Origin of the sequence: Stenotrophomonas sp. Bg11-02, from assembly GCF_002836635.1 — a bacterium.
In the GTDB taxonomy this organism is placed as follows: Bacteria; Pseudomonadota; Gammaproteobacteria; order Xanthomonadales; family Xanthomonadaceae; genus Stenotrophomonas; species Stenotrophomonas lacuserhaii.
In genome coordinates this window covers 140,371-160,621 of sequence record NZ_PJAY01000049.1, presented here as the reverse complement: position 1 = coordinate 160,621, position 20,251 = coordinate 140,371, and the positions used below count along the sequence as shown (strand labels likewise).

Here is a 20,251-nt window from a genome sequence, read left to right as displayed (position 1 = left end):
CCCGGAGTCCGCATGTCCCACCGCCTTTCCGCGTCGCCGCTTGGCCTCGCCATCGCGCTCGCGCTTTCCCCGTTCGCCGCATCGGCACAGGACGCCACCAACCTGGACACGGTGATCGTCACCGGCACCCGTGCCTCCGACCGCACCGTCCTCGAATCGACATCGCCGGTGGACGTGCTGACTGCCGAAGACATCCGCAAGGCCGGCGTCATCAACGGTGAGCTGGGCAGCGCGCTGCAGTCGCTGCTGCCATCGTTCAATTTCCCGCGCCAGTCCAACTCCGGCGGCGCCGACCACGTGCGCGCCGCACAGTTGCGCGGCCTGTCGCCGGACCAGGTGCTGGTGCTGGTGAACGGCAAGCGCCGCCACCACAGCGCCCTGGTCAGCACCGGCAGCAAGATCGGCCGCGGCACCACGCCGGTGGACTTCAATGCCATCCCGGTCAGCGCGATCAAGCGCATTGAAGTGCTGCGCGACGGTGCTGGTGCGTTGTACGGTTCGGACGCGGTGGCCGGCGTGATCAACGTCATCCTGGACAACACACCGGAAGGTGGCGCCATCGAAGCCAGCTTCGGTGCACACCACACCGACCTCAAGCCCATCGGCCGCACCCTCACCGACGGCCAGACCGGCAACTTCAGCGCCAACGTCGGCACCGCGCTGAGCGATGACGGCGGCTTCCTGCGCGTCGGCGTGGAATACAAGAACCGCGAAGCGACCAACCGCGCCGGCTTCGACCAGATCCCACCGTGGGACCAGACCGATGCCAACCTGGCCCTGCAGGGACAGCGCAACTACGTGCTCGGCGACGGTGCCAGCAAGGACCTCAACGCCTGGTTGAACACCGAACTCCCGTTCGGCGAAACCAGCACGTTCTACGCCTTCGGTACCTACAACCAGCGTGACAGCGAAGGCGCGAACTACTTCCGCTATCCGGATGGCGATGCGAACTGGAAGGAGATCTATCCCAACGGTTACCGACCGGTGTCAGAAGGCGAAAACCGCGACGTGCAGGCCGTGGCCGGTGCGCGTGGCCAGTGGGGCGAGTGGACCTACGATGCCAGCCTGGACTTCGGCCAGAACGACTTCACCTACCGCATGCGCAACACCTTGAACGCTTCGCTCGGCCCGACCAGCCCGACGCGCTTCAAGACCGCCGATTACCAGTACGCGCAGTCGGTGGCGAACCTGGACCTGGGCCGGGTGTTCGAGCAGGGCGGGAACATCACCCATACCCTTGGCCTGGGCGCGGAAGCCCGCCATGAACGCTATGAAACCCGCCCCGGCGATCCGGGCAGCTACGCTGCCGGTCCGTTCACCGATCGTCCCACCGGCTCGCAGGCCGGCGGTGGCCTGACCCCGCAGGATGCGGCAGACCTGGCGCGCGACGTGGCCAGCGTCTACGCCAGCGTGTCCAGCCAGATCGGCGACAACTTCTCCAGTGATATCGCCGCGCGCTACGAACACCACGATGACTTTGGTGGCGAACTGACCGGCAAGCTGGGCCTGCGCTATGCGTTCAGCCCGGCCTTCGCGCTGCGTGGCTCGGTGTCCAACAACTACCGCGCCCCGTCGCTGGCGCAGATCGGTTACGAGTCGACTTCCACCGGCTACAACGCGGCCGGCCAGCTGGTGCAGGGCCGCCTGCTGTCGGTGAACAATCCGATCGCCCGCGGGCTCGGCGCCACCGACCTGAAGCCGGAGAAGTCGCTCAACACCAGCTTGGGCTTCACCAGCCGCATCGGTGACAACTTCGACGTCTCGCTGGACCTGTTCCAGATCGACATCGATGACCGCATCGCGCTGTCCGAAGCGATCACCGGCGATGCGCTGACCGGTTTCGTCCAGCAGCAGTACGGCGTGACCGGCCTGGAAAGCGCCAGCTTCTTCGTCAATGCCGCCGACACCCGCACCCGTGGCGCCGAACTGGTGGCCAACTGGCGGCATGCGCTGGGCGATGGCCAGCTTCAGCTGACCGGCACCTGGGCCTACGCCAAGACCGAGCTGAAGAACGTGCTGCCGACCCCGGCCGCGTTGCAGGCGCTGGACTCGGCATATGTGCTGTTCGGCGTGGAGGAAAGCAACACACTGACCGACGCCACGCCGCGTACGCGCGCGCAGTTCTCTGCTTCGTGGAGCAACGACCGCTGGTCGCTGACCAGCCGCGTCAGCCGCCATGGCAGCGCCACGCGCGTGTTCAACTTCGGCGGTGGTTTCGAACCGACCCAGACCTACCAGGCCGAGTGGCAGCTGGATGCGGAAGCCGAGTACCGCATCACCCCGCAGTGGAGCGTGGCGATCGGCGGACAGAACCTGACCGACAACTACCCGGACCTGTCCAACGAAGACATCTACTACTACGGCAACCTGCCGTACGACGTACTGTCGCCGATCGGCAGCAATGGCGCGTATTTCTACGGCCGCGTGCGTTACACCTTCTAAGCGCGGGCAGGGACTGGGTGACGGCCTGATGGGTGACGACCGCTGGTTGTCACGCCTCCAAGCGGTGACGACCAACGGTCGTCACCCACCCACCCACTCCCTCACCCACCCACTCACTCACCCTTTAACTCACCCTCCGGTCAGTCCGCTGCGATGACCCCATGCTCACGCCTGCGCTGGCATCGTGCCGGGCATGGCAAACGACCTCCCCCTTCGTCCGCCACCGCCGCTGCTGGACGATGCCTGCGCATTGTTCCTCGACGTGGATGGCACCCTGATCGAGTTCGCCGACCGCCCCGACGCGGTCACCCTGCTGCCGGAAGTGCGTGAGGCCATCGGCCGCATCAGCGACCGCCTGGAAGGCGCCGTGGCGCTGGTAAGCGGTCGCCCGCTGGACCAGCTCGATGCGCTGTTCGCGCCGCTGCACCTGCCCGCCGCTGGCCTGCACGGCCACCAACTGCGTGATGCCGGCGGCGCGCTGCACGACAGCGCCGAGGACGAAAGCACCACCGAATGGCTGCATGCCCTGCACCAGCAGGCGATGCGCTTCGCCCACGGCCATCCTGGCGTGCTGGTCGAAGACAAAGGCCCCAGCATGGCCCTGCACTGGCGCGGTGCGCCGCACGCCGCCAGCGACGTCCGCGCCTTCGCCAACCGCCATATCCGCGGCAATGCCGGCTATCGACTGCAGCCGGGCGACCACGTCGTCGAATTCGTCCCGGTCGGCAGCGACAAGGGACGCGCGGTCCGCCGGATGATGCAGTACCTGCCCTTCCGCGGTCGCCTGCCGGTGTTCATCGGCGATGATCTGACCGACGAACACGGCTTTGAAGCCTCCAACGGGCTGCATGGCTGGAGCGTGCTGGTCGGTGAACGCGAGCCCAGCGTGGCGGTCTTCCAGTTGTCGGACATACGCAGCGTGCACGCATGGTTGCGTGAGAATGCGTGGTAGGCCGGCCCCCACGGCCGCAGACGAGAAGCTTCGCCCATGTCCCAACATGATCTGAACCTCGGTGTCGTCGGCAACGGCAGTTTCGGCGCGTTGATCGACCGCCAGGCGCGCGTTGTATGGAGCTGCCTGCCCACCTTCGACGGCGACCCCACCTTCTGCGCGCTGCTCAGTCCGAACCAGCAGGAAGGCGGCGATTTCGCCATCGAACTGGAAGACCTGGCCAGCACCGAACAGGAATACCTCAGCAACACCGCGATCCTGCGCACCGTGCTGCGCGACAGCCACGGCGGCGCGCTGGAGATCATCGATTTCGCTCCACGCTGGCGCCAGAACGACCGCTTTTACCGCCCGGTCAGCCTGATCCGCCAAGTGCGCCCGATCGCCGGCAGCCCACGCATCCGGGTACTGGCGCGTCCGCTTGCCGACTGGGGCCAGCGCGTGCCCGACTCCACCTGGGGCAGCAACCACGTGCGCTGGGTACTGCCCGACCACGTACTGCGCCTGACCACCGACGTGCCGATCCGCTTCGTGCGCGACGGCCTGCCGTTCGTGCTCAACCACCCGGTGCACCTGGTGCTGGGCGTGGATGAATCACTCAACCGCTCGCTGAGCGGCTACGTGCAGGAATCCTTCCAGCGCACGCGCGATTACTGGCGCGAGTGGGTGCGCTACCTGTCCATCCCGCTGGAATGGCAGGAGGCGGTGATCCGCAGTGCGATCACCCTGAAGCTGTGCCAGTACGAAGACAGCGGCGCGATCATCGCGGCGATGACCACCTCCATCCCGGAGGCGCCGGGCAGCATCCGCAACTGGGATTACCGCTACTGCTGGCTGCGTGACGCCGCCTTCGTGGTGCGCTCGCTCAACCGGCTCGGCGCCACCCGCACCATGGAGCAGTTCCTCGGCTACATCTTCAACCTGGCCACTGCCGATGGCACCCTGCAGCCGTTGTACGGCATCGGCTTTGAGGCCACCCTGGACGAGCACGAGGTGCCCTCGTTGTCCGGCTATCGCGGCATGGGGCCGGTGCGCCGCGGCAACCTGGCCTGGGTGCAGCGCCAGCACGATGTCTACGGCAGCGTGGTGCTGGCCTCCACCCAGCTGTTCTTCGACCGCCGCCTGCAGGACCCCGGCGACGCACACGCGTTCGCGCGGCTGGAGCCGCTGGGCGAGCAGGCCTACCTGCTGCACGACGTCCCCGATGCTGGCCTGTGGGAATTCCGCGGCCGCACCGAAGTGCACACCTACACCGCCGCGATGTGCTGGGCCGCCTGTGACCGCCTGTGCAAGATCGCCGTGCGCCTGAAGCTGGACGACCGCGCGTTCTACTGGCGCGAGCGCGCCGACACCATCCACCAGCGCATCATGAAGGAGTCGTGGAACGAGGAGCTTGGCCATTTCACCGATGCCTTCGGCGGGCACCGCCTGGATGCCTCGCTGCTGCTGCTGGCCGACATCGGGTTCATCGAACCCATGGATGCGCGCTTCATCACCACGGTGGAGGCCATCGGCCGTGACCTCAAGCACGGCGACGCGCTGTACCGCTACGTCGCACCCGACGACTTCGGCGAGCCGGAAACCAGCTTCACCATCTGCACCTTCTGGTACATCGACGCGCTGGCGGCGATCGGTCGCATGGAAGAAGCCCGCGCGATGTTCGAGGTACTGCTGTCGCGGCGCAACCACCTGGGCCTGCTCTCCGAAGACCTTTCCTTCGAAAGCGGCGAGGCCTGGGGCAACTTCCCACAGACCTATTCGCACGTCGGCCTGATCACCGCCGCGATGCGGCTTTCGCGTTCCTGGCAGGAGGCTTCATGAGTCGTCTGGTCGTCGTTTCCAACCGCGTCGCCATTCCCGGCGATACCCGTCCGGGAGGCCTGGCAGTGGGCCTGCTGGCCGCGCTGAAGGAGCGCGGCGGCCTGTGGTTCGGCTGGAGCGGCAAGTCGGTGAAGGACAACAGCGGTGCGCTGCATGAGCAGGTCAACGGTGATATCCGCTATGTCACCATGGACCTCAACAAGCGTGACGTGGACGGGTATTACAACGGCTTCGCCAACCGCACGTTGTGGCCGCTGCTGCACTTCCGCCTGGACCTGGTGGACTACGATCGCGGCACCCGCGAAACCTACCACCGGGTCAACGAGCTGTTCGCCAGCAAGCTGGCGCCGCTGCTGCGCGAAGACGACATCGTCTGGATCCACGACTACCACCTGATCCCGCTGGCGGCGATGCTGCGTGAACGCGGCATCGGCTGCCGTATCGGTTTCTTCCTGCATGTCCCGCTGCCCTCGGCCGATCTGCTGCAGGCCATGCCCGACCACCTGCGGCTGTTCTCCGCGTTGTACGCCTGCGATCTGGTTGGCTTCCAGACCCAGCGCGATGCGGACCGCTTCCAGACCTACCTGCGCTTGTTCGGCGGTGGCCGCGTGCTGGGTGATGGCAAGCTGGAGGCTCCGGACGGCCGCACTTTCCGCGCGGCCGCTTTCCCGATCGGCATCGACACCGAACGCATCGCCCAGCAGGCCAAGGCTGCGGCCAACAAGCCGGCGGTGAAGGATCTGCGCAACAGCCTGCGTGACCGCCAACTGGCGATCGGCGTGGACCGGCTGGATTACTCCAAGGGCCTGCCGGAGCGCTTCAAGGGCTTCGAGCGCTACCTGGAACGGCATGCCGACCAGCATGGCAGCCTGACCTATCTGCAGATCGCCCCGGTATCGCGCGGCGACGTCACCGAGTACCGCGATCTGCGCAGCCAGCTGGAGCAGATCGCCGGGCACATCAACGGCGGCCACGCGGCACCGGACTGGACGCCGCTGCGTTACGTCAACCAGAACTTCACCCACGCCACGCTGACCGGCTTCTACCGTGCCGCCGCCGTGGGCCTGGTGACACCCCTGCGTGACGGCATGAACCTGGTCGCCAAGGAATACGTGGCGTCGCAGGACCCGGACAACCCCGGCGTGCTGGTGCTGTCACTGCTGGCCGGTGCGGCCGATGAGATGAAGCAGGCGCTGCTGGTCAATCCGCACGACCTGGACGGTGTGGCCGATGCCATCGCCACCGCGGCCACCATGCCGCTCAAGCGCCGCCAGGAGCGCTGGAACGCGATGATGGACCACCTGCGCCGCTACGACATCAACCACTGGCGGCAGACCTTCCTGCAGGCCCTGGAGGCCTGACATCCCGGTAGCGCCGACCCATGGTCGGCGAGCGCAGCGGGCCGTTGGCCGATCCATTCCGCCGAACACGGCTCGGCGCTATCCGATCCAGGCCAGGGTCGCCATGCGCCCGGTTCGGCGGTCGCGGCGGTGCGAGAACAGATCCGGGTCGGCCATCGTCGAGTACGTGCCGCCATGGATGTCAGCGCCCTTCAGCCCCGCCGCCTGCAGGCGCATCCGCGCCAAGGCGTACAGGTCCACTTTCCAGTGGCCCGGACGCGTCGCCACGAAGGCGGCCGCTGCGGCAGGGTCATGACCCACGAATGCATGGTGGACCTCTTCGCCGATCTCATAATCAGCCGGTCCGGCCGCCGGCCCCAGCCAGGCCAGCAGCCCGGACGGCGGTGTCTGCATCGCCGCCACGGTCGCTTCCAGCATGCCATCGGCCAGCCCACGCCAGCCTGCATGCGCGGCCCCCACCTCGCTGCCATCGCGAGCGGCCAGCACTACCGGCAGGCAGTCCGCGGTCAGGATCGCCAGCACCACGCCGGGCACCGAGGTCACCGCGGCATCGGCCACCGGCTCACTCGCACCGGCCACCGGCGCTGCGTCGAACCGCAACACCGTGGTGCCATGTACCTGGCGCAGCCAGTGCGGCGGCGAGGGCAAGGCCAGGCCGGCGTGCAGCAGCGCGCGGTTGCGCTCCACGTGGGCCGGCTGGTCGCCATCGGCGGCATGCCGGTTGCCCAGGTTGAACTGGTCGAACGGCGGCAACGACACCCCCGCCCCATGCCGCCGCGTGGTCAGCGCGCGCACCCCGGCCGGGGCCGGCCACTGCGGCATCAGCAGGGGCAGCGCGCTGTCCATCAGCGGCGGTCGCGGCCGCGCTCGCGCTCGGCGAACAGCTCGCTGTCATCGCGCAGGGCTTTCAACAGCTGCAGCATGTCGGCCGGCGCCGGCGCGGTGTTGCGCACCATCTCGCCGGTGATCGGGTGCACGAACTCCAGCGTTTCGGCATGCAGGGCCTGGCGCTTGAAACCACGCAGCGCAGCGACCAGCTCATCGCTGGCGCCCTTCGGCAGCTTCAGCGCGCCGCCGTACAGCTGGTCCCCGACGATCGCGTGGCGCAGGTGCGCCATGTGCACGCGGATCTGGTGGGTGCGGCCGGTTTCCAGCCGGCACTCAAGCGCCGTATGGGCACGGAAGCGCTCGCGCAGGCGGTAATGGGTGATCGCCTCCTTGCCGTCTTCGCGCACGCCCATCTTCAGGCGGTCACGCGGATGGCGGTCGATCGGCGCATCCGCGGTACCGCCGGCCACCAGCGCACCGACCACCACCGCCAGGTACTGGCGATGCACCTGGCGTGCGGACAGCTGTTCCACCAGCGCGGTCTGTGCCTGGATGGTGCGGGCGATCACCATGACACCGCTGGTGTCCTTGTCCAGCCGGTGCACGATGCCCGCGCGCGGCAACGCCGACACCGACGGATCGCGGAACAGCAGCGCGTTGACCAGGGTGCCGCTGGAATTGCCGGCGCCCGGGTGCACCACCAGGCCCACCGGCTTGTTGATCACCAGCAGGTGTTCGTCTTCGAACAGGACGTCCAGCGGGATGTCCTCCGGCTCTGCGTGGGTCTGGGTTTCCAGCACCGCATTGAGCGTGGCGACCTCGCCGCCGCGCACCGGGTCACGGCCGCGCACGGTCACCCCGTCCAGCAGCACGTCGCCGGATTTGATCCACTCGGTCAGCTTGGAACGGGAGTATTCGGGGAACAGTTCGGCCAGCACCGCGTCGAAACGACGACCGGCGGCGGTATCGGGGACAACGGCCTGGCGGGCCTGTTCAGCAGCAGATTCGGACATGGCGGCAACTTTTGGAGACGAAATTGGGGGTCCCGTGGACAGGTTTCAGTCGCGGGACAGGACACTAGGCTATCATCGACCCTTCGTATTCCAGCCGCGTCCCGCCTTGACCTCATGATCCGACGCTCTTCCCCGCTCTTTGCGCCCGTCCGCCTGACCGCCCTGCTGCTGGTCCTGGTGATCGCCGCCACTGGTTGCAACCGTGGCACCAAGGGGGACAACCCCGATGAAGGCCAACCGGTCGAGACGTTGTACCAGAAGGCCCACGGCCTGATGGAAGGCGGCAACTGGAGCGGTGCGGAAACCAGCTTCCGCCGCCTGGTGGCCCAGTATCCGTACGGCCCCTACACCGAACAGGCGATGATCGAAACCGCCTACGCCCAGTTCAAGGCCGGCAAGCACGACGATGCGGTGTCCAGCATCGACCGCTTCATCCGGACCTACCCCACCCATCGCAACGTGGCGTACATGTACTACCTGCGTGGCCTGTCCAACAGCAACCGCGATACGGTTTTCCTGCGCCGCGTATGGTCACTGGACGCCAGCCGCCGCGACCTGTCCACGCCGCGCCAGGCCTATGCCGATTTCAACATCGTCATCGACCGCTACCCGAACAGCCGCTACGCCGAAGATGCACGCCGCCGGATGACCGAACTGCGTGACGTGTTCGCCCAGCACGAGCTGGACAACGCGCTGTACTACCTGCGCCGGGAAGCGTGGCTGTCCGCTGCGGGCCGTGCCAACTACCTGCTGGAAACCTACCCGCAGAGTGCCTACCAGTACGATGCGGTGGCGGTGCTGGCCGAGGCCTACACCCGCGCCGGCAACGAGACGCTGGCCGGTGACGCCCGCCGTGTGCTGGAGCTCAACGCCCCGGACCACCCGTGGCTGCAGAACGACTGGCCGAACTACCCGTGGATGATCCGCAAGCTCAACCCGTTCGCGGGCGAGAAGTCGGCCACCACCGGCATGCGCAACGCGACGATGAACCGCAAGTAATCAGCTCACGCGTCGCTGAAAAACTGAAAGCCCCGCAGTTCTGCTGCGGGGCTTTTCTGTGGCGGGCCGGTCCGTTTCCGCAGTCAGTCGGTTGCTTCGGCGCTGCTGCTGCGCTGGGGGATACGTGCATTGATGTGGTCCACCAACAGGCGTAGCACATGCCGCCGCTGGTGCGGGGTGAGCGGCACGGCAGGATCATCGGGGAAGTTCCGGCCCAGCCAGTTCGCCAGCTCGACGCCAAGATCTTCCGGGTAATCCTCGGGCCGGGCGTTGATCGTCTCCTGCCCGATGGCCCTCAGCGGCTCGCCCAGCTTGAGCCCCTCGTCTTTGGCAACCCAGTCGAAACGATCCATCGTGGTGGCGCCCACCACTTCACCGCTGTCCTTTTCGCTCAGTACCTGCATCAGATCGGCCACGGTCAGCGGCGACGTCAGTCGCTCCAGGCCCAGTCCAGTGCGGTCGACCAACTCGATCTCCAGCGCCAACATGGCATCCTGATACGTGCTCTTTCCGCTGAACTCGGCATGCACGTCCTTGCGCAGCTGGTCCAGCGAGCGATAGGTCGCCCTGGGCAACGTGCCGGGCTCGAAGGAAGCGGCAAGCCTCCTGCCCGCTTCTGGTATCACATCCATCGCTGATCGCCTCAGTGCATCGACGCACCACACATCGTCGCCGTCGGCGCAGGCATCGCCTGCCAGCTCGAGCAGGCACAACACAGTCCTGCGCTGCTCCGGCAGGCCACGAGACGAGATGCGATACAGGCAATTCTCGAATGCGACCTCCACGTCCGCCAAGCCGATCGGCGCATCCTGCAGCTGGCGGCCGGCACCGTTCGGCACCATCCAGTGGGTGCCGTGGTTGCAGATATCGGCAATGGGCAGATGCATCAATCTGGAGTCGACGGAAGGCTGGCTGGCCCGCTGGGCACTTCGGCCCTGCAGCCCGGCCACGGCGCCAAGGCCGGCGACGAACATCTCGGCAAGTCTCATCTGGTTGCTCCTGGGTTGCACATGCGTGCTGCTGGAAAGCAGGCTGCGCCGCTCAACCGGCGCGCGCCTGGAACTCAGATCCCGGTGCGTTCGGCGATCAGATCGACGACCTTCGCTTCGAAGGCCCGCTCTGCCGATGCGGACGCCTGGCCTGCATGGATGCGATGCTGCCCGACAAGGAAGGCGCGCTCGTCCTTCACGCGGTCAGACTGGTAATACAACGCCGCATTGGCGCGCCGCAGCTCCATGGTGGTTGGGGGAACCAATATCTCTTCGCTGCACGCTTCCTGCAGGACCAGGTCCAGGTCCGCCCGGATGAACAATCCTGGTTGACCCAGCGCATCATTGTCCACGCGCTCGTCAAGGTTGCAGTCCCTGATGATGCGGCCTGCGGCGTGTTTGATCCGATGCTGGACCGCAGGCAGCCCATTGGCGAGGCGCGCCGCATCCTCGATGTTCTGCAGTACCGGCGTGGGCTTCACCATCGTCACCGAAGCATGCATGCCACGCTCGACCAGGGCGACATACTGGCCGGCTTCGGAATCAAGGTCAGGCGCCTCACGCCCTACCTCGCGGAACTGATCCGGATCGAACGGGATCTCCATCGCACGATTGAACGCGATCTGTCCCATGCAGTGCGCCTCGGTGGCGGCCGGAACGATACCCGCCAGATGGCGCGTGCGCATGCACAGCGCTACCTCGGCACCGATGTGGCGGCCTGTCTGTTCCCACTGGTCAGCAGCCGTCGAAGCGGGTGCATCGGCAACACCCACCGGGCCGGGCAGGCCAGGATACCGGCAGCCGGACGGCCCCGCGCCGACCGGGCGCAGGCCGGCCAGCATCGCCGCCATCCAGGTGAGGGCCCTTCCAGGCTCACGACATGCCGCCTTCAGGCCCCGCAGCGCCAAGCACCCCGCCGCGTTGGACACCTGCTTCAAACGGCCCGGCAGTGACCCGGCGTGGGGGGCGGGACAGCGCCGTCGGGCGGGGGCTGCGCTCACGGCGCTGATCGTCGCCTGTACCGGCACGGTGGGAGTCAGATTCATGCAATGCACTCCTGCTGATCGGGGCTACCAAGATTGCCGCTATCACAGGTGGCTGCATGCAGATTTCGCTCAGAGCACTGCTCTCAGGGGTTCGCGCCCTTCAACCCTGGTATCCGTTGGTGATCGGATAGCGTCGCTCCCGCCCGAATGCGCGGCGCGAGACCTTCGGGCCCGGCGCGGCCTGGTGGCGCTTCCATTCGCTGATGCGCACCAGCCGCAGCACACGCTCCACCACCTCGGTGGCATAACCGGCGGCGATGATTTCCTCGCGCGATTGTTCCTGGTCCACGAAGCGGTACAGGATGCCGTCCAGCACGTCGTAGGCCGGCAGCGAATCCTGGTCGGTCTGGTTCTCACGCAGTTCGGCCGACGGCGGCCGGCTGATCACCGCCGGCGGAATCACCGGTGCGCCGCCCACGGTATTGCGCCACTTGGCCAGCCCGAACACTTCGGTCTTGTACAGGTCCTTTAGCGGTGCGTATCCGCCGCACATGTCCCCGTAGATGGTCGCGTAACCCACCGCGTACTCACTCTTGTTGCCCGTGGTCAGCAGCAGGCCACCGAACTTGTTGGCCAGCGCCATCAGGATCACCCCGCGGCTGCGGCTCTGCAGGTTCTCTTCGGTGATGTCCGGCGTGGTGCCTTCGAACATCGGCCCGAGCGCCTCCATCAGGCCCTTGAACGCAGGCTCGATGGAGATTTCTTCGAGCTTCACGCCGAGCGCCTCGCATTGTTCGCTGGCCAGGTCGTTGGACAGTCCGGCGGTGTAACGCGAAGGCAGCCGCACGGCGGTCACGTTCTCCGCGCCCAGTGCATCCACGGCCATCGCCAGCACCAGCGCCGAATCGATGCCACCGGACAAGCCCAGCCAGACTTTCCGGAACCCGTTCTTGCTGCAGTAGTCCTGCAGGCCGCGGGTGACCGCGCGCCATGCCAGCGCGTCCATGCTCTCATCGCCGTCGTCCATCCACTGCAGCGGCATGAAGCGCCGGGCTTCGCTTTCGTACTCGACCACCAGCCACTGTTCGGCGAAGGCCGCGGCGGCCGGGTGCACGGTGCCGTCGGCATCGGCCACCACCGACGCGCCATCGAACACCAGCGCGTCCTGGCCACCGACCACGTTGAGGTAGGCGATGGCGGCCCCGCTTTCGCGCGTCCGCGCGGCCAGCACCGCATCGCGCTGCGCATGCTTGCCACGCTCATAGGGCGATGCATTGGGGACCACCACCAGCTGCGCGCCATTGCGCACGGTGTCGGCCAGCGGCTCGGCGAACCACAGGTCCTCGCAGATCAGTACGCCTACCGGCACGCCGTTGACGTCGAACACGCAGCTCGGGCCGTCCGGGTCGATATCGAAGTAACGGCGCTCGTCGAACACCGCATAGTTGGGCAGCTCGCGCTTGCGGTAGGTTTTTTCCACGATGCCATCGCGCAGCACGCTGGCCGCGTTGTAGACCACTGCGCCGGCCGGTTCGGGCCAACCGACCACGGCGGTGATGCCGGTACAGGCCAGCGCGATGCGCTGCATTGCCTGTTCGCAATGCTGCAGGAAACCCGGCCGCAGCAGCAGGTCTTCCGGCGGATAGCCGCTGACGGCCAGTTCGGGGAACAGCACCAGGTCGGCGCCGTGGTCGTCGCGCGCCTGCTCGATCATCTCGATGATCCGGTCGGTATTGGCGGCGACTGCGCCGACCGGGAAATCAAACTGCGCCATCGCGATGCGGATCGAAGCCATTAGGGATTCCAGCCTGTGGTTGCCATGCCGCCATTGTAGCGCCGCGCCCAAACGCAGAAAGCCGCCCGAAGGCGGCTTTCTGTTTACTCCTGCAGCCGCCGAGCATGGCTCGGCGCTACAGAATCGTGCCGGCCGGGGCCGGCAGAGGCCTTACTTGACCAGCTTGGCGATGGCAGCGCCGAGGTCGCCCGGCGAACGGACGGTGACAACACCGGCCGCTTCCATGGCGGCGAACTTGCCTTCCGCGGTGCCCTTGCCGCCCGATGCGATCGCACCGGCGTGGCCCATGCGCTTGCCGGCCGGAGCCGACGCACCGGCGATGAAGCCGACCACCGGCTTCTTCACGAACTGCTTGATGTACTCGGCACCGGCTTCTTCGGCGTCACCGCCGATTTCGCCGACCATGATGATGCCTTCGGTCTGCGGATCTTCGTTGAACAGCTTCAGGCAGTCGACGAAGTTCAGGCCGTTGATCGGGTCACCACCGATGCCGATGCAGGTCGACTGGCCCAGGCCCACTTCCGTGGTCTGCTTGACCGCTTCATAGGTCAGCGTGCCCGAACGGGACACGATGCCGATCTTGCCCGGCTTGTGGATGTGGCCCGGCATGATGCCGATCTTGCATTCGCCCGGAGTGATGACGCCCGGGCAGTTCGGCCCGATCAGTACGGTGTCCGCATGGGCGCGGGTCAGCACGTTCTTGACGCGCAGCATGTCCAGCACCGGGATGCCTTCGGTGATGCACACGATGACCTTGATACCGGCAGCAGCGGCTTCCAGGATCGCATCAGCGGCGTACGGCGGCGGCACGTAGATGACCGAGGCGTTGGCGCCGGTGCTCTGCACGGCGTCGGCCACGGTGTTGAAGACCGGCAGGTCGATGTGGGTGGTGCCGCCCTTGCCGGGGGTCACGCCGCCAACGACCTGGGTGCCGTACTCGATCATCTGAGTGGCGTGGAAGGTGCCCTGCTGGCCGGTGAAGCCCTGCACGATCACCTTGGTGTTCTTGTTGATCAAAACTGACATTGGATTTCCTTCGGTGTCGGATCAGGCGGCGTTCTTGACAGCTTCAACGACCTTCTTGGCGCCGTCGTTGATGTTGTCAGCCGGGATGATGGCCATGCCGCTGTCACGCAGCAGCTGCTTGCCTTCTTCCACGTTGGTGCCTTCCAGGCGCACCACGACCGGAACCTTGACGCCCACTTCCTTGACCGCGGCGATGATGCCTTCGGCGATCATGTCGCAGCGGACGATGCCGCCGAAGATGTTGACGAAGATGCCTTCGACCTTGTCCGAGGACAGGATCAGCTTGAATGCTTCGATGACGCGCTGCTTGTTGGCACCGCCGCCCACGTCCAGGAAGTTCGCCGGCTCGCCGCCGTTGAGCTTGATCACGTCCATGGTGGCCATGGCCAGGCCTGCGCCGTTGACCATGCAGCCGATGTTGCCGTCCATGGTGACGTAGTTGATGTCCAGCTCCGAAGCGGTCACTTCGGTTTCGTCTTCCTGGGTCTTGTCGCGCATCGCAACCAGCGCCTTCTGACGGAACGCGGCGTTGTCATCGCTGTCGAACTTGCCGTCCAGCGCGTACAGGTTGCCATCGTCCAGGATCGCCAGCGGGTTGATTTCAACCAGCGCCAGGTCCTTTTCGTTGAACAGCTTGTACAGGTTGACCATGATGCTGGCGAACTGGCCGGCCTGCTTGGCGGTCAGGCCGAGCTTGAAGCCGAAATCACGGCCGTGGTAACCCTGCACGCCTTCAACGAAGTCGACGTTGAGCGAATGGATCAGCTCCGGGGTTTCAGCAGCGACCTGCTCGATTTCCACGCCGCCTTCCGAAGAAGCGATGTAGGTGATGGTCTTGGTGCCGCGGTCGACGAGGACCGACAGGTACAGTTCCTTGACGATCTCACCGGCGGTGGTCACCAGCACCAGGTTGACCGGCAGCTCGACGCCAGCGGTCTGGTAGGTAGCCATCTTGGTGCCGAGCATCTTGGCCGCAGCGGCCTTCACATCGTCGGTGGTCTTGCAGAACTTGACGCCGCCTGCCTTGCCGCGACCGCCAGCATGGATCTGCGCCTTGACCATCCAGGGGCCCTGGCCCAGCGAGGTCGCTGCTGCGACTGCTTCGTCCGGGGTAGCCGCGACCTTGCCGGCCGGGACGGGAATGCCGTACTCGGCAAGCAGTTGTTTTGACTGGTATTCGTGGAAATTCATGCGTCACCGTGGGAATAGGAACGACCGCACGCATCTCCTCCAAGGCTCCCTCACGGGCACCGGCACGGACCGCGGCGGGCCCGCTATTGTGGCTGACCCCGGCGCGTGGCGCAAAGACAGCGGGATGACGCGCCGCATGGCGCCGGATTTTTCTGGTTTTTCAGTTATTTGTGACACCCCCCCGGGATTGCCCGGCCACCGCTCACGGCACGTGCGGGCGTTCGTTGCGCAGTGATCGGCCGGCCAGGCGCCCATCCATGCCTATACTGCACGCAAGCCAGAAGGGGAGTTTTGGCGTGGCACCGACCACATCCTTGATCGACCGCATCGAGTCCATTCCTCGACGCGAACTGTATTTCTTTGCCCTGTACCGGCTGCTGATCGCCACCGCGATCGCCGGGCTGATGTTCAGCCCGATGGCCGACCTGCTGGGGCAGGCCGACCACCCCGAACTGGCCGCTTACGTGTCCGGTGGCTACTGGCTGTTCTCGGTGCTGATGCTGCTGCTGGGGCGCAGCGAGCGCTGGCTGCGGCAGTTCGTGCTGGTCGGCGTCAGCCTGGACATCGTCGCCGCTTCGCTGCTGGCCCATGCCCTGCCCGGGGCCAGTGCCGGCATCTCGATGTCGCTGCTGTTCAACATCGCCGCCGCCGCTACCATGCTGCCGTTCCCGATGGCGCTGGGGCTGGCGGTGGGGGCCAGCGTCGCCACCGTCGCCGAGTACCTGTGGAAGCTGCTGGAAGGCGGCGCCCCCACCCGTACGCTGGCCGAACTGGCGATGTTCACCACCAGCTACCTGGCGCTGGCGTTCATCAGCTCGCAGGTCGCCAACCGCGCCCGCCACAGCCAGCAGCTGGCCAACCAGCGCGGCGACGAAGTAGCCAACCTCTACCAGATCAATGAGCTGATCATCCGCCGCATGCGCACCGGGGTGATGGTGGTGGACGGCCAGAACCGCATCACCCTGGTCAACGAAGCCGCATCGGCGCTGCTCGGTGACCACGAAGGCGGCAGCGGCGGTGAGCGGCCGGGCCTGACCCGCACAGCGCCTGAACTGGCGCGCCGGCTGCACCGCTGGCGCACCGGCGGGAACCAGGAAGAGACGCCGCTGATGCTGTCCCCGGACCAGCCCGAAGTCCAGCCGCGATTCGCCCGCCTGCTGGCCGGCAGTGACCTCACCCTGGTGTTCCTGGATGACTCAAGCGTGGTGTCCAAGCGGGCCGAATCGCTGACCCTGTCCGCGCTCGGTCGTTTCTCTGCCAGCCTGGCGCATGAGATCCGCAATCCGCTGGCGGCGATCAATTACGCGGTGCAGCTGCTGGAAGAAGAAGACGCCAACTTCAGCGAGGGCGACCGTCGCCTGCTGCAGATCATCCACCAGCAGTGCCAGCGCACCAACGGCATCGTGGAAAGCGTGCTGGGCCTTGCCCGCCGCGAGCGCGCCAACCCGGAGAACGTGGACCTGGCCGCGCTGATCCGCCGCTTCGTGCTGGAGTACAAGCAGGGCCTGTCGCTGGAAACGGACAGCGTGGAATCAATCATCTCCGAGACCTCGGTCGCCGCGATGGTCGATCCACGCCACCTGCACCAGGTGCTGACCGCGCTGGTCCACAACGCGCTGAAGTATGGCCGCATCGGCGAACAGCCGGCGCGCGTGCGGCTGCGCCTGGCACGGCTGGAAGGCAGCCCGGTGATCGACGTGATGGATCGCGGTCCCGGCATTCCCGACGCTGTCGCCGCACAGTTGTTCAATCCCTTCTTCACCACGTCCGAGCACGGCACCGGGCTGGGCCTGTACATCGCCCGCGAGCTGTGCCGCGCCAACCAGGCACGCCTGGAATACGTGCCCGTGCCCGCAGGCGGCGCCTGTTTCCGCATCATCCTGCCCGCCCCGCATACCTTGTCGTCGGGATGACGGCCTGCACCATGCGTCAAACATTTGTCGGCATCGCCCCCCTCCGCTATCTTCTCAACCATGAACGAAACCCGTAGCGCACTGGTCGTCGATGACGAGCGCGACATCCGCGAACTGCTGGTGCTGACCCTGGGCCGGATGGGCCTGCGTATCAACACCGCCGCCAATCTCGCCGAAGCACGCGAGCTGCTGGCCAGCAATCCGTACGATCTCTGCATCACCGACATGCGGCTGCCCGATGGCAACGGCATCGAACTGGTCACCGAGATCGCCCAGCACTACCCGCGCACGCCGGTAGCGATGATCACCGCCTTCGGCAGCATGGACCTGGCCGTGGAAGCGCTGAAGGCCGGCGCGTTCGATTTCGTCAGCAAGCCGGTGGACATCTCCGTGCTGCGCGGACTGGTCAAGCACGCGCTGGAACTCAACAACACCGAACGGCCACCCGCGGCCGCCCCGGCCGAACAGCAAGGACGCCTGCTCGGCGGTTCACCGGCGATGGATACCCTGCGCAGCACGCTGGGCAAGGTCGCGCGCAGCCAGGCACCGGTGTACATCCTTGGCGAATCGGGGGTGGGCAAGGAACTGGTCGCGCGCACCATCCACGAGCAGGGCGCGCGCGCGGCGGGCCCGTTCATTCCGGTCAACTGCGGTGCCATTCCGTCGGAGCTGATGGAAAGCGAGTTCTTCGGCCACAAGAAGGGCAGCTTCACCGGCGCCCACGCCGACAAACCCGGTCTGTTCCAGGCAGCACACGGCGGCACCCTGTTCCTGGACGAGGTGGCCGAACTGCCGCTGCAGATGCAGGTCAAACTGCTGCGCGCCATCCAGGAAAAATCAGTCCGGCCGGTCGGTGCTTCGGCGGAAATCGCGGTGGACGTGCGGATCCTGTCGGCCACCCACAAGGACTTGTCCGAGCTGGTGGACGAAGGACGCTTCCGGCACGACCTGTACTACCGCATCAACGTGATCGAACTGCGCGTTCCGCCGCTGCGCGAGCGCCATGAAGACCTGCCCGAACTGGCTGCTGCGATCCTGGCACGGCTGGCGCGCACCCACGGCTGCGCCGTGCCGCTGCTGGCGCCGTCGGCACTGGAAGCGCTCGCTGTGTACGGCTTCCCCGGCAACGTGCGCGAACTTGAAAACATCCTGGAGCGGGCACTGGCGTTGGCCGAGGGAGACAGCATCGGCGCGGCTGACCTGCGCCTGCCGCAGCCCAATGGCCGCAACGGTGGCAGCAACGCCGCACCGCCGGTGGAAGCGGTCGTCGACCTGCCGGCAGGCAGTGCCGCCCTGCCCTCCTACATCGAACAGATGGAGCGCACCGCCATCCAGCGCGCGCTGGAAGAGAACCGCTGGAACAAGACCCGCACCGCCGCGCAGCTTGGCATCACCTTCCGCGCGCTGCGCTACAAGCTGAAGAAACTCGGCATGGAATGAGGGCAGTGACGACCGCTGGTCGTCCGCATTGCGCCATGACGGCCAGCGGCCGTCACTACCGTTCTTCGTACTGCGCATCGGTGACCTGTTCCAGCCAGGTCACCGGGCTGCCATCCATCGCCTACGCGCCGTGCCAGCGCTTCACGCCCAGCGCAATCCACACCACGTCGCCGGTCCGCAAGGCCTGCCGCGGCTTGTCCCACTCCTGCACCCAGCCGGCGCCTGCATGCTCGGCGGGCGCGGCAAGCCGCGCTGCGCGCATGCGGAGCGAGGTCCGCACCTCCGGGGCCGCCTCCACCCGTCCGGGCTCAGCGGACTTCGGAGATCTCCACCCCGTCCAGGCCCTGCGCCAGCGTGCGGGCGTCGCCGCCCTGGCTCAGCTTGATCTTCAGGCGCACTTCGTTCTGCGAATCCGCATAGCGCAGCGCGTCCTCGTAGCTGATCTCGCCCGCCTGGTACAGCTCGAACAGGCTCTGGTCGAAGGTCTTCATGCCCAGCTGGGTGGACTCCTTCATCACTTCCTTCAGCTTGTGGATCTCACCTTCGCGGATGTAATCCTGCACCAGCGGAGTGCCCAGCATGATCTCCATCGCCACTTTGCGCGAACGGCCATCGGGCGAAGGAATCAGCTGCTGCGCGACCACGCCCTTGATGTTCAGCGACAGATCCATCAGCAGCTGGTTGCGCCGGTCTTCCGGGAAGAAGTTGATGATGCGGTCCATCGCCTGGTTGGCGTTGTTCGCATGCAGCGTGCACAGCACCAGGTGGCCGGTTTCGGCGAAGGCGATGGCATGGTCCATGCCTTCGCGGGTACGCACCTCGCCGATCATGATCACGTCCGGCGCCTGGCGCAGGGTGTTCTTCAGCGCCGCTTCCCAGCTGTCGGTATCGATGCCGACTTCGCGCTGGGTGATGATGCAGCCCTCATGGCGGTGCACGAACTCGATCGGATCCTCGATGGTGATGATGTGCCCGGTCGAATTGTGGTTGCGGTAGCCGATCATCGCCGCAAGCGAAGTCGACTTGCCGGTGCCGGTAGCGCCGACGAACAGGATGATGCCTCGCTTGGTCATCGCCAGCGTCTTGATGATCGGCGGCAGCGCCAGCTCATCCACGGTGGGGATGCGCGTTTCGATCCGGCGCAGCACCATCCCGACCTGGTTGCGCTGGTAGAAACAGCTGACACGGAAGCGACCGACACCGGACAGGCCGATGGCGAAGTTGCACTCGTGGGTCTTTTCGAATTCCTCGCGCTGTGCCGGCGTCATCACGTTCAGCACCAGGTCGCGGCTCTGCTGCGGCGTCAGCGGGGTCTGGGTGATCGGCGAGATCTTGCCGTTGACCTTGATCGCCGGCGGCATGCCTGCGGTGATGAACAGGTCCGAGGCGCGCTGGTGCGCCATCAGCTTGAGGAAGGAAGTGAAATCGATGGTGTTGGTGGCGGCACTGTTCACGGCAGACTCCAGGAAACGGGACGGGGGCTCGGCACGGCGGCCCG

15 protein-coding genes and 1 pseudogene are annotated in these 20,251 nt (G+C 66.3%); 7 read left to right on the top strand and 9 right to left on the bottom strand.

The features are described 5' to 3' along the window. The first annotated feature begins 12 nt into the window (after positions 1 to 12). The 4 genes from CXG43_RS04285 to otsA all read left to right on the top strand — a co-directional run bounded on the left by CXG43_RS04285 (position 13) and on the right by otsA (position 6,573). A complete protein-coding gene (locus CXG43_RS04285; RefSeq protein WP_101098812.1) occupies positions 13 to 2,442 on the top strand; it encodes a TonB-dependent receptor in 2,430 nt (809 codons plus the stop codon). A 193-nt stretch (positions 2,443 to 2,635) separates the two neighbouring features. After that, positions 2,636 to 3,394 carry a trehalose-phosphatase gene (otsB, locus tag CXG43_RS04280; RefSeq protein WP_101098811.1) on the top strand — a complete coding sequence of 253 codons (759 nt, stop codon included), beginning with the start codon at positions 2,636 to 2,638 and terminating at the stop codon, positions 3,392 to 3,394. Positions 3,395 to 3,430: 36 nt separating this feature from the next. Continuing rightward, entirely contained in the window at positions 3,431 to 5,212 is a 1,782-nt protein-coding gene (locus tag CXG43_RS04275; protein WP_101098810.1) for a glycoside hydrolase family 15 protein, read from the top strand. Beyond that, entirely contained in the window at positions 5,209 to 6,573 is a 1,365-nt protein-coding gene (gene otsA, locus CXG43_RS04270) for an alpha,alpha-trehalose-phosphate synthase (UDP-forming) (RefSeq protein WP_101098809.1), read from the top strand. Before CXG43_RS04275 ends, otsA begins: the two co-directional genes overlap by 4 nt. 78 nt (positions 6,574 to 6,651) lie before the next feature. On the opposite strand, the gene pgeF is transcribed toward otsA, so the two are convergent. Next, complete coding sequence (gene pgeF, locus CXG43_RS04265; protein ID WP_101098808.1) at positions 6,652 to 7,419, bottom strand: peptidoglycan editing factor PgeF; 768 nt, start codon at positions 7,417 to 7,419, stop codon at positions 6,652 to 6,654. Continuing rightward, positions 7,419 to 8,414, bottom strand: coding sequence for a 23S rRNA pseudouridine(1911/1915/1917) synthase RluD (gene rluD, locus CXG43_RS04260; protein WP_101098807.1), 996 nt, complete (start codon positions 8,412 to 8,414; stop codon positions 7,419 to 7,421). Before rluD ends, pgeF begins: the two co-directional genes overlap by 1 nt. A gap of 114 nt (positions 8,415 to 8,528) precedes the next feature. Between rluD and CXG43_RS04255 the strand changes: the two genes are divergently transcribed. After that, on the top strand, positions 8,529 to 9,413 hold the full coding sequence (locus tag CXG43_RS04255; protein WP_101098806.1) for an outer membrane protein assembly factor BamD: 885 nt from the start codon (positions 8,529 to 8,531) through the stop codon (positions 9,411 to 9,413). An 83-nt stretch (positions 9,414 to 9,496) separates the two neighbouring features. Here the strand turns inward: CXG43_RS04255 and CXG43_RS04250 are convergent, their stop codons facing one another. From CXG43_RS04250 to sucC, 5 genes are all read right to left on the bottom strand, one after another. Further along, positions 9,497 to 10,363 (bottom strand): hypothetical protein, encoded by an 867-nt coding sequence (locus CXG43_RS04250; RefSeq protein WP_157825205.1) that lies wholly within the window; start codon positions 10,361 to 10,363, stop codon positions 9,497 to 9,499. A gap of 113 nt (positions 10,364 to 10,476) precedes the next feature. Beyond that, complete coding sequence (locus CXG43_RS04245; RefSeq protein WP_157825204.1) at positions 10,477 to 11,244, bottom strand: hypothetical protein; 768 nt, start codon at positions 11,242 to 11,244, stop codon at positions 10,477 to 10,479. A 304-nt stretch (positions 11,245 to 11,548) separates the two neighbouring features. After that, complete coding sequence (locus CXG43_RS04240; RefSeq protein ID WP_101098803.1) at positions 11,549 to 13,183, bottom strand: NAD+ synthase; 1,635 nt, start codon at positions 13,181 to 13,183, stop codon at positions 11,549 to 11,551. Positions 13,184 to 13,333: 150 nt separating this feature from the next. Continuing rightward, complete coding sequence (sucD, locus tag CXG43_RS04235) at positions 13,334 to 14,209, bottom strand: succinate--CoA ligase subunit alpha (RefSeq protein ID WP_042613433.1); 876 nt, start codon at positions 14,207 to 14,209, stop codon at positions 13,334 to 13,336. Positions 14,210 to 14,230: 21 nt separating this feature from the next. Further along, on the bottom strand, positions 14,231 to 15,400 hold the full coding sequence (gene sucC / locus CXG43_RS04230) for an ADP-forming succinate--CoA ligase subunit beta (protein WP_057506903.1): 1,170 nt from the start codon (positions 15,398 to 15,400) through the stop codon (positions 14,231 to 14,233). Between the two features lie 296 nt (positions 15,401 to 15,696). Here sucC and CXG43_RS04225 point away from each other — a divergent pair, with 296 nt between their 5' ends. Next, the gene (locus tag CXG43_RS04225; RefSeq protein ID WP_101098802.1) at positions 15,697 to 17,313 is read left to right on the top strand and encodes an ATP-binding protein; all 1,617 of its coding nucleotides are present in this window, start codon (positions 15,697 to 15,699) and stop codon (positions 17,311 to 17,313) included. A 60-nt stretch (positions 17,314 to 17,373) separates the two neighbouring features. Next, complete coding sequence (locus CXG43_RS04220) at positions 17,374 to 18,753, top strand: sigma-54 dependent transcriptional regulator (protein ID WP_101098801.1); 1,380 nt, start codon at positions 17,374 to 17,376, stop codon at positions 18,751 to 18,753. Positions 18,754 to 18,808: 55 nt separating this feature from the next. On the opposite strand, the pseudogene CXG43_RS19585 reads toward CXG43_RS04220, so the two are convergent. Both CXG43_RS19585 and CXG43_RS04210 read right to left on the bottom strand, forming a co-directional pair. Continuing rightward, positions 18,809 to 18,979, bottom strand: a pseudogene (locus CXG43_RS19585) (cupin domain-containing protein); the annotation flags it as partial. Between the two features lie 82 nt (positions 18,980 to 19,061). Next, positions 19,062 to 20,207 carry a PilT/PilU family type 4a pilus ATPase gene (locus CXG43_RS04210; protein WP_080335115.1) on the bottom strand — a complete coding sequence of 382 codons (1,146 nt, stop codon included), beginning with the start codon at positions 20,205 to 20,207 and terminating at the stop codon, positions 19,062 to 19,064. Positions 20,208 to 20,251 lie beyond the last annotated feature (44 nt).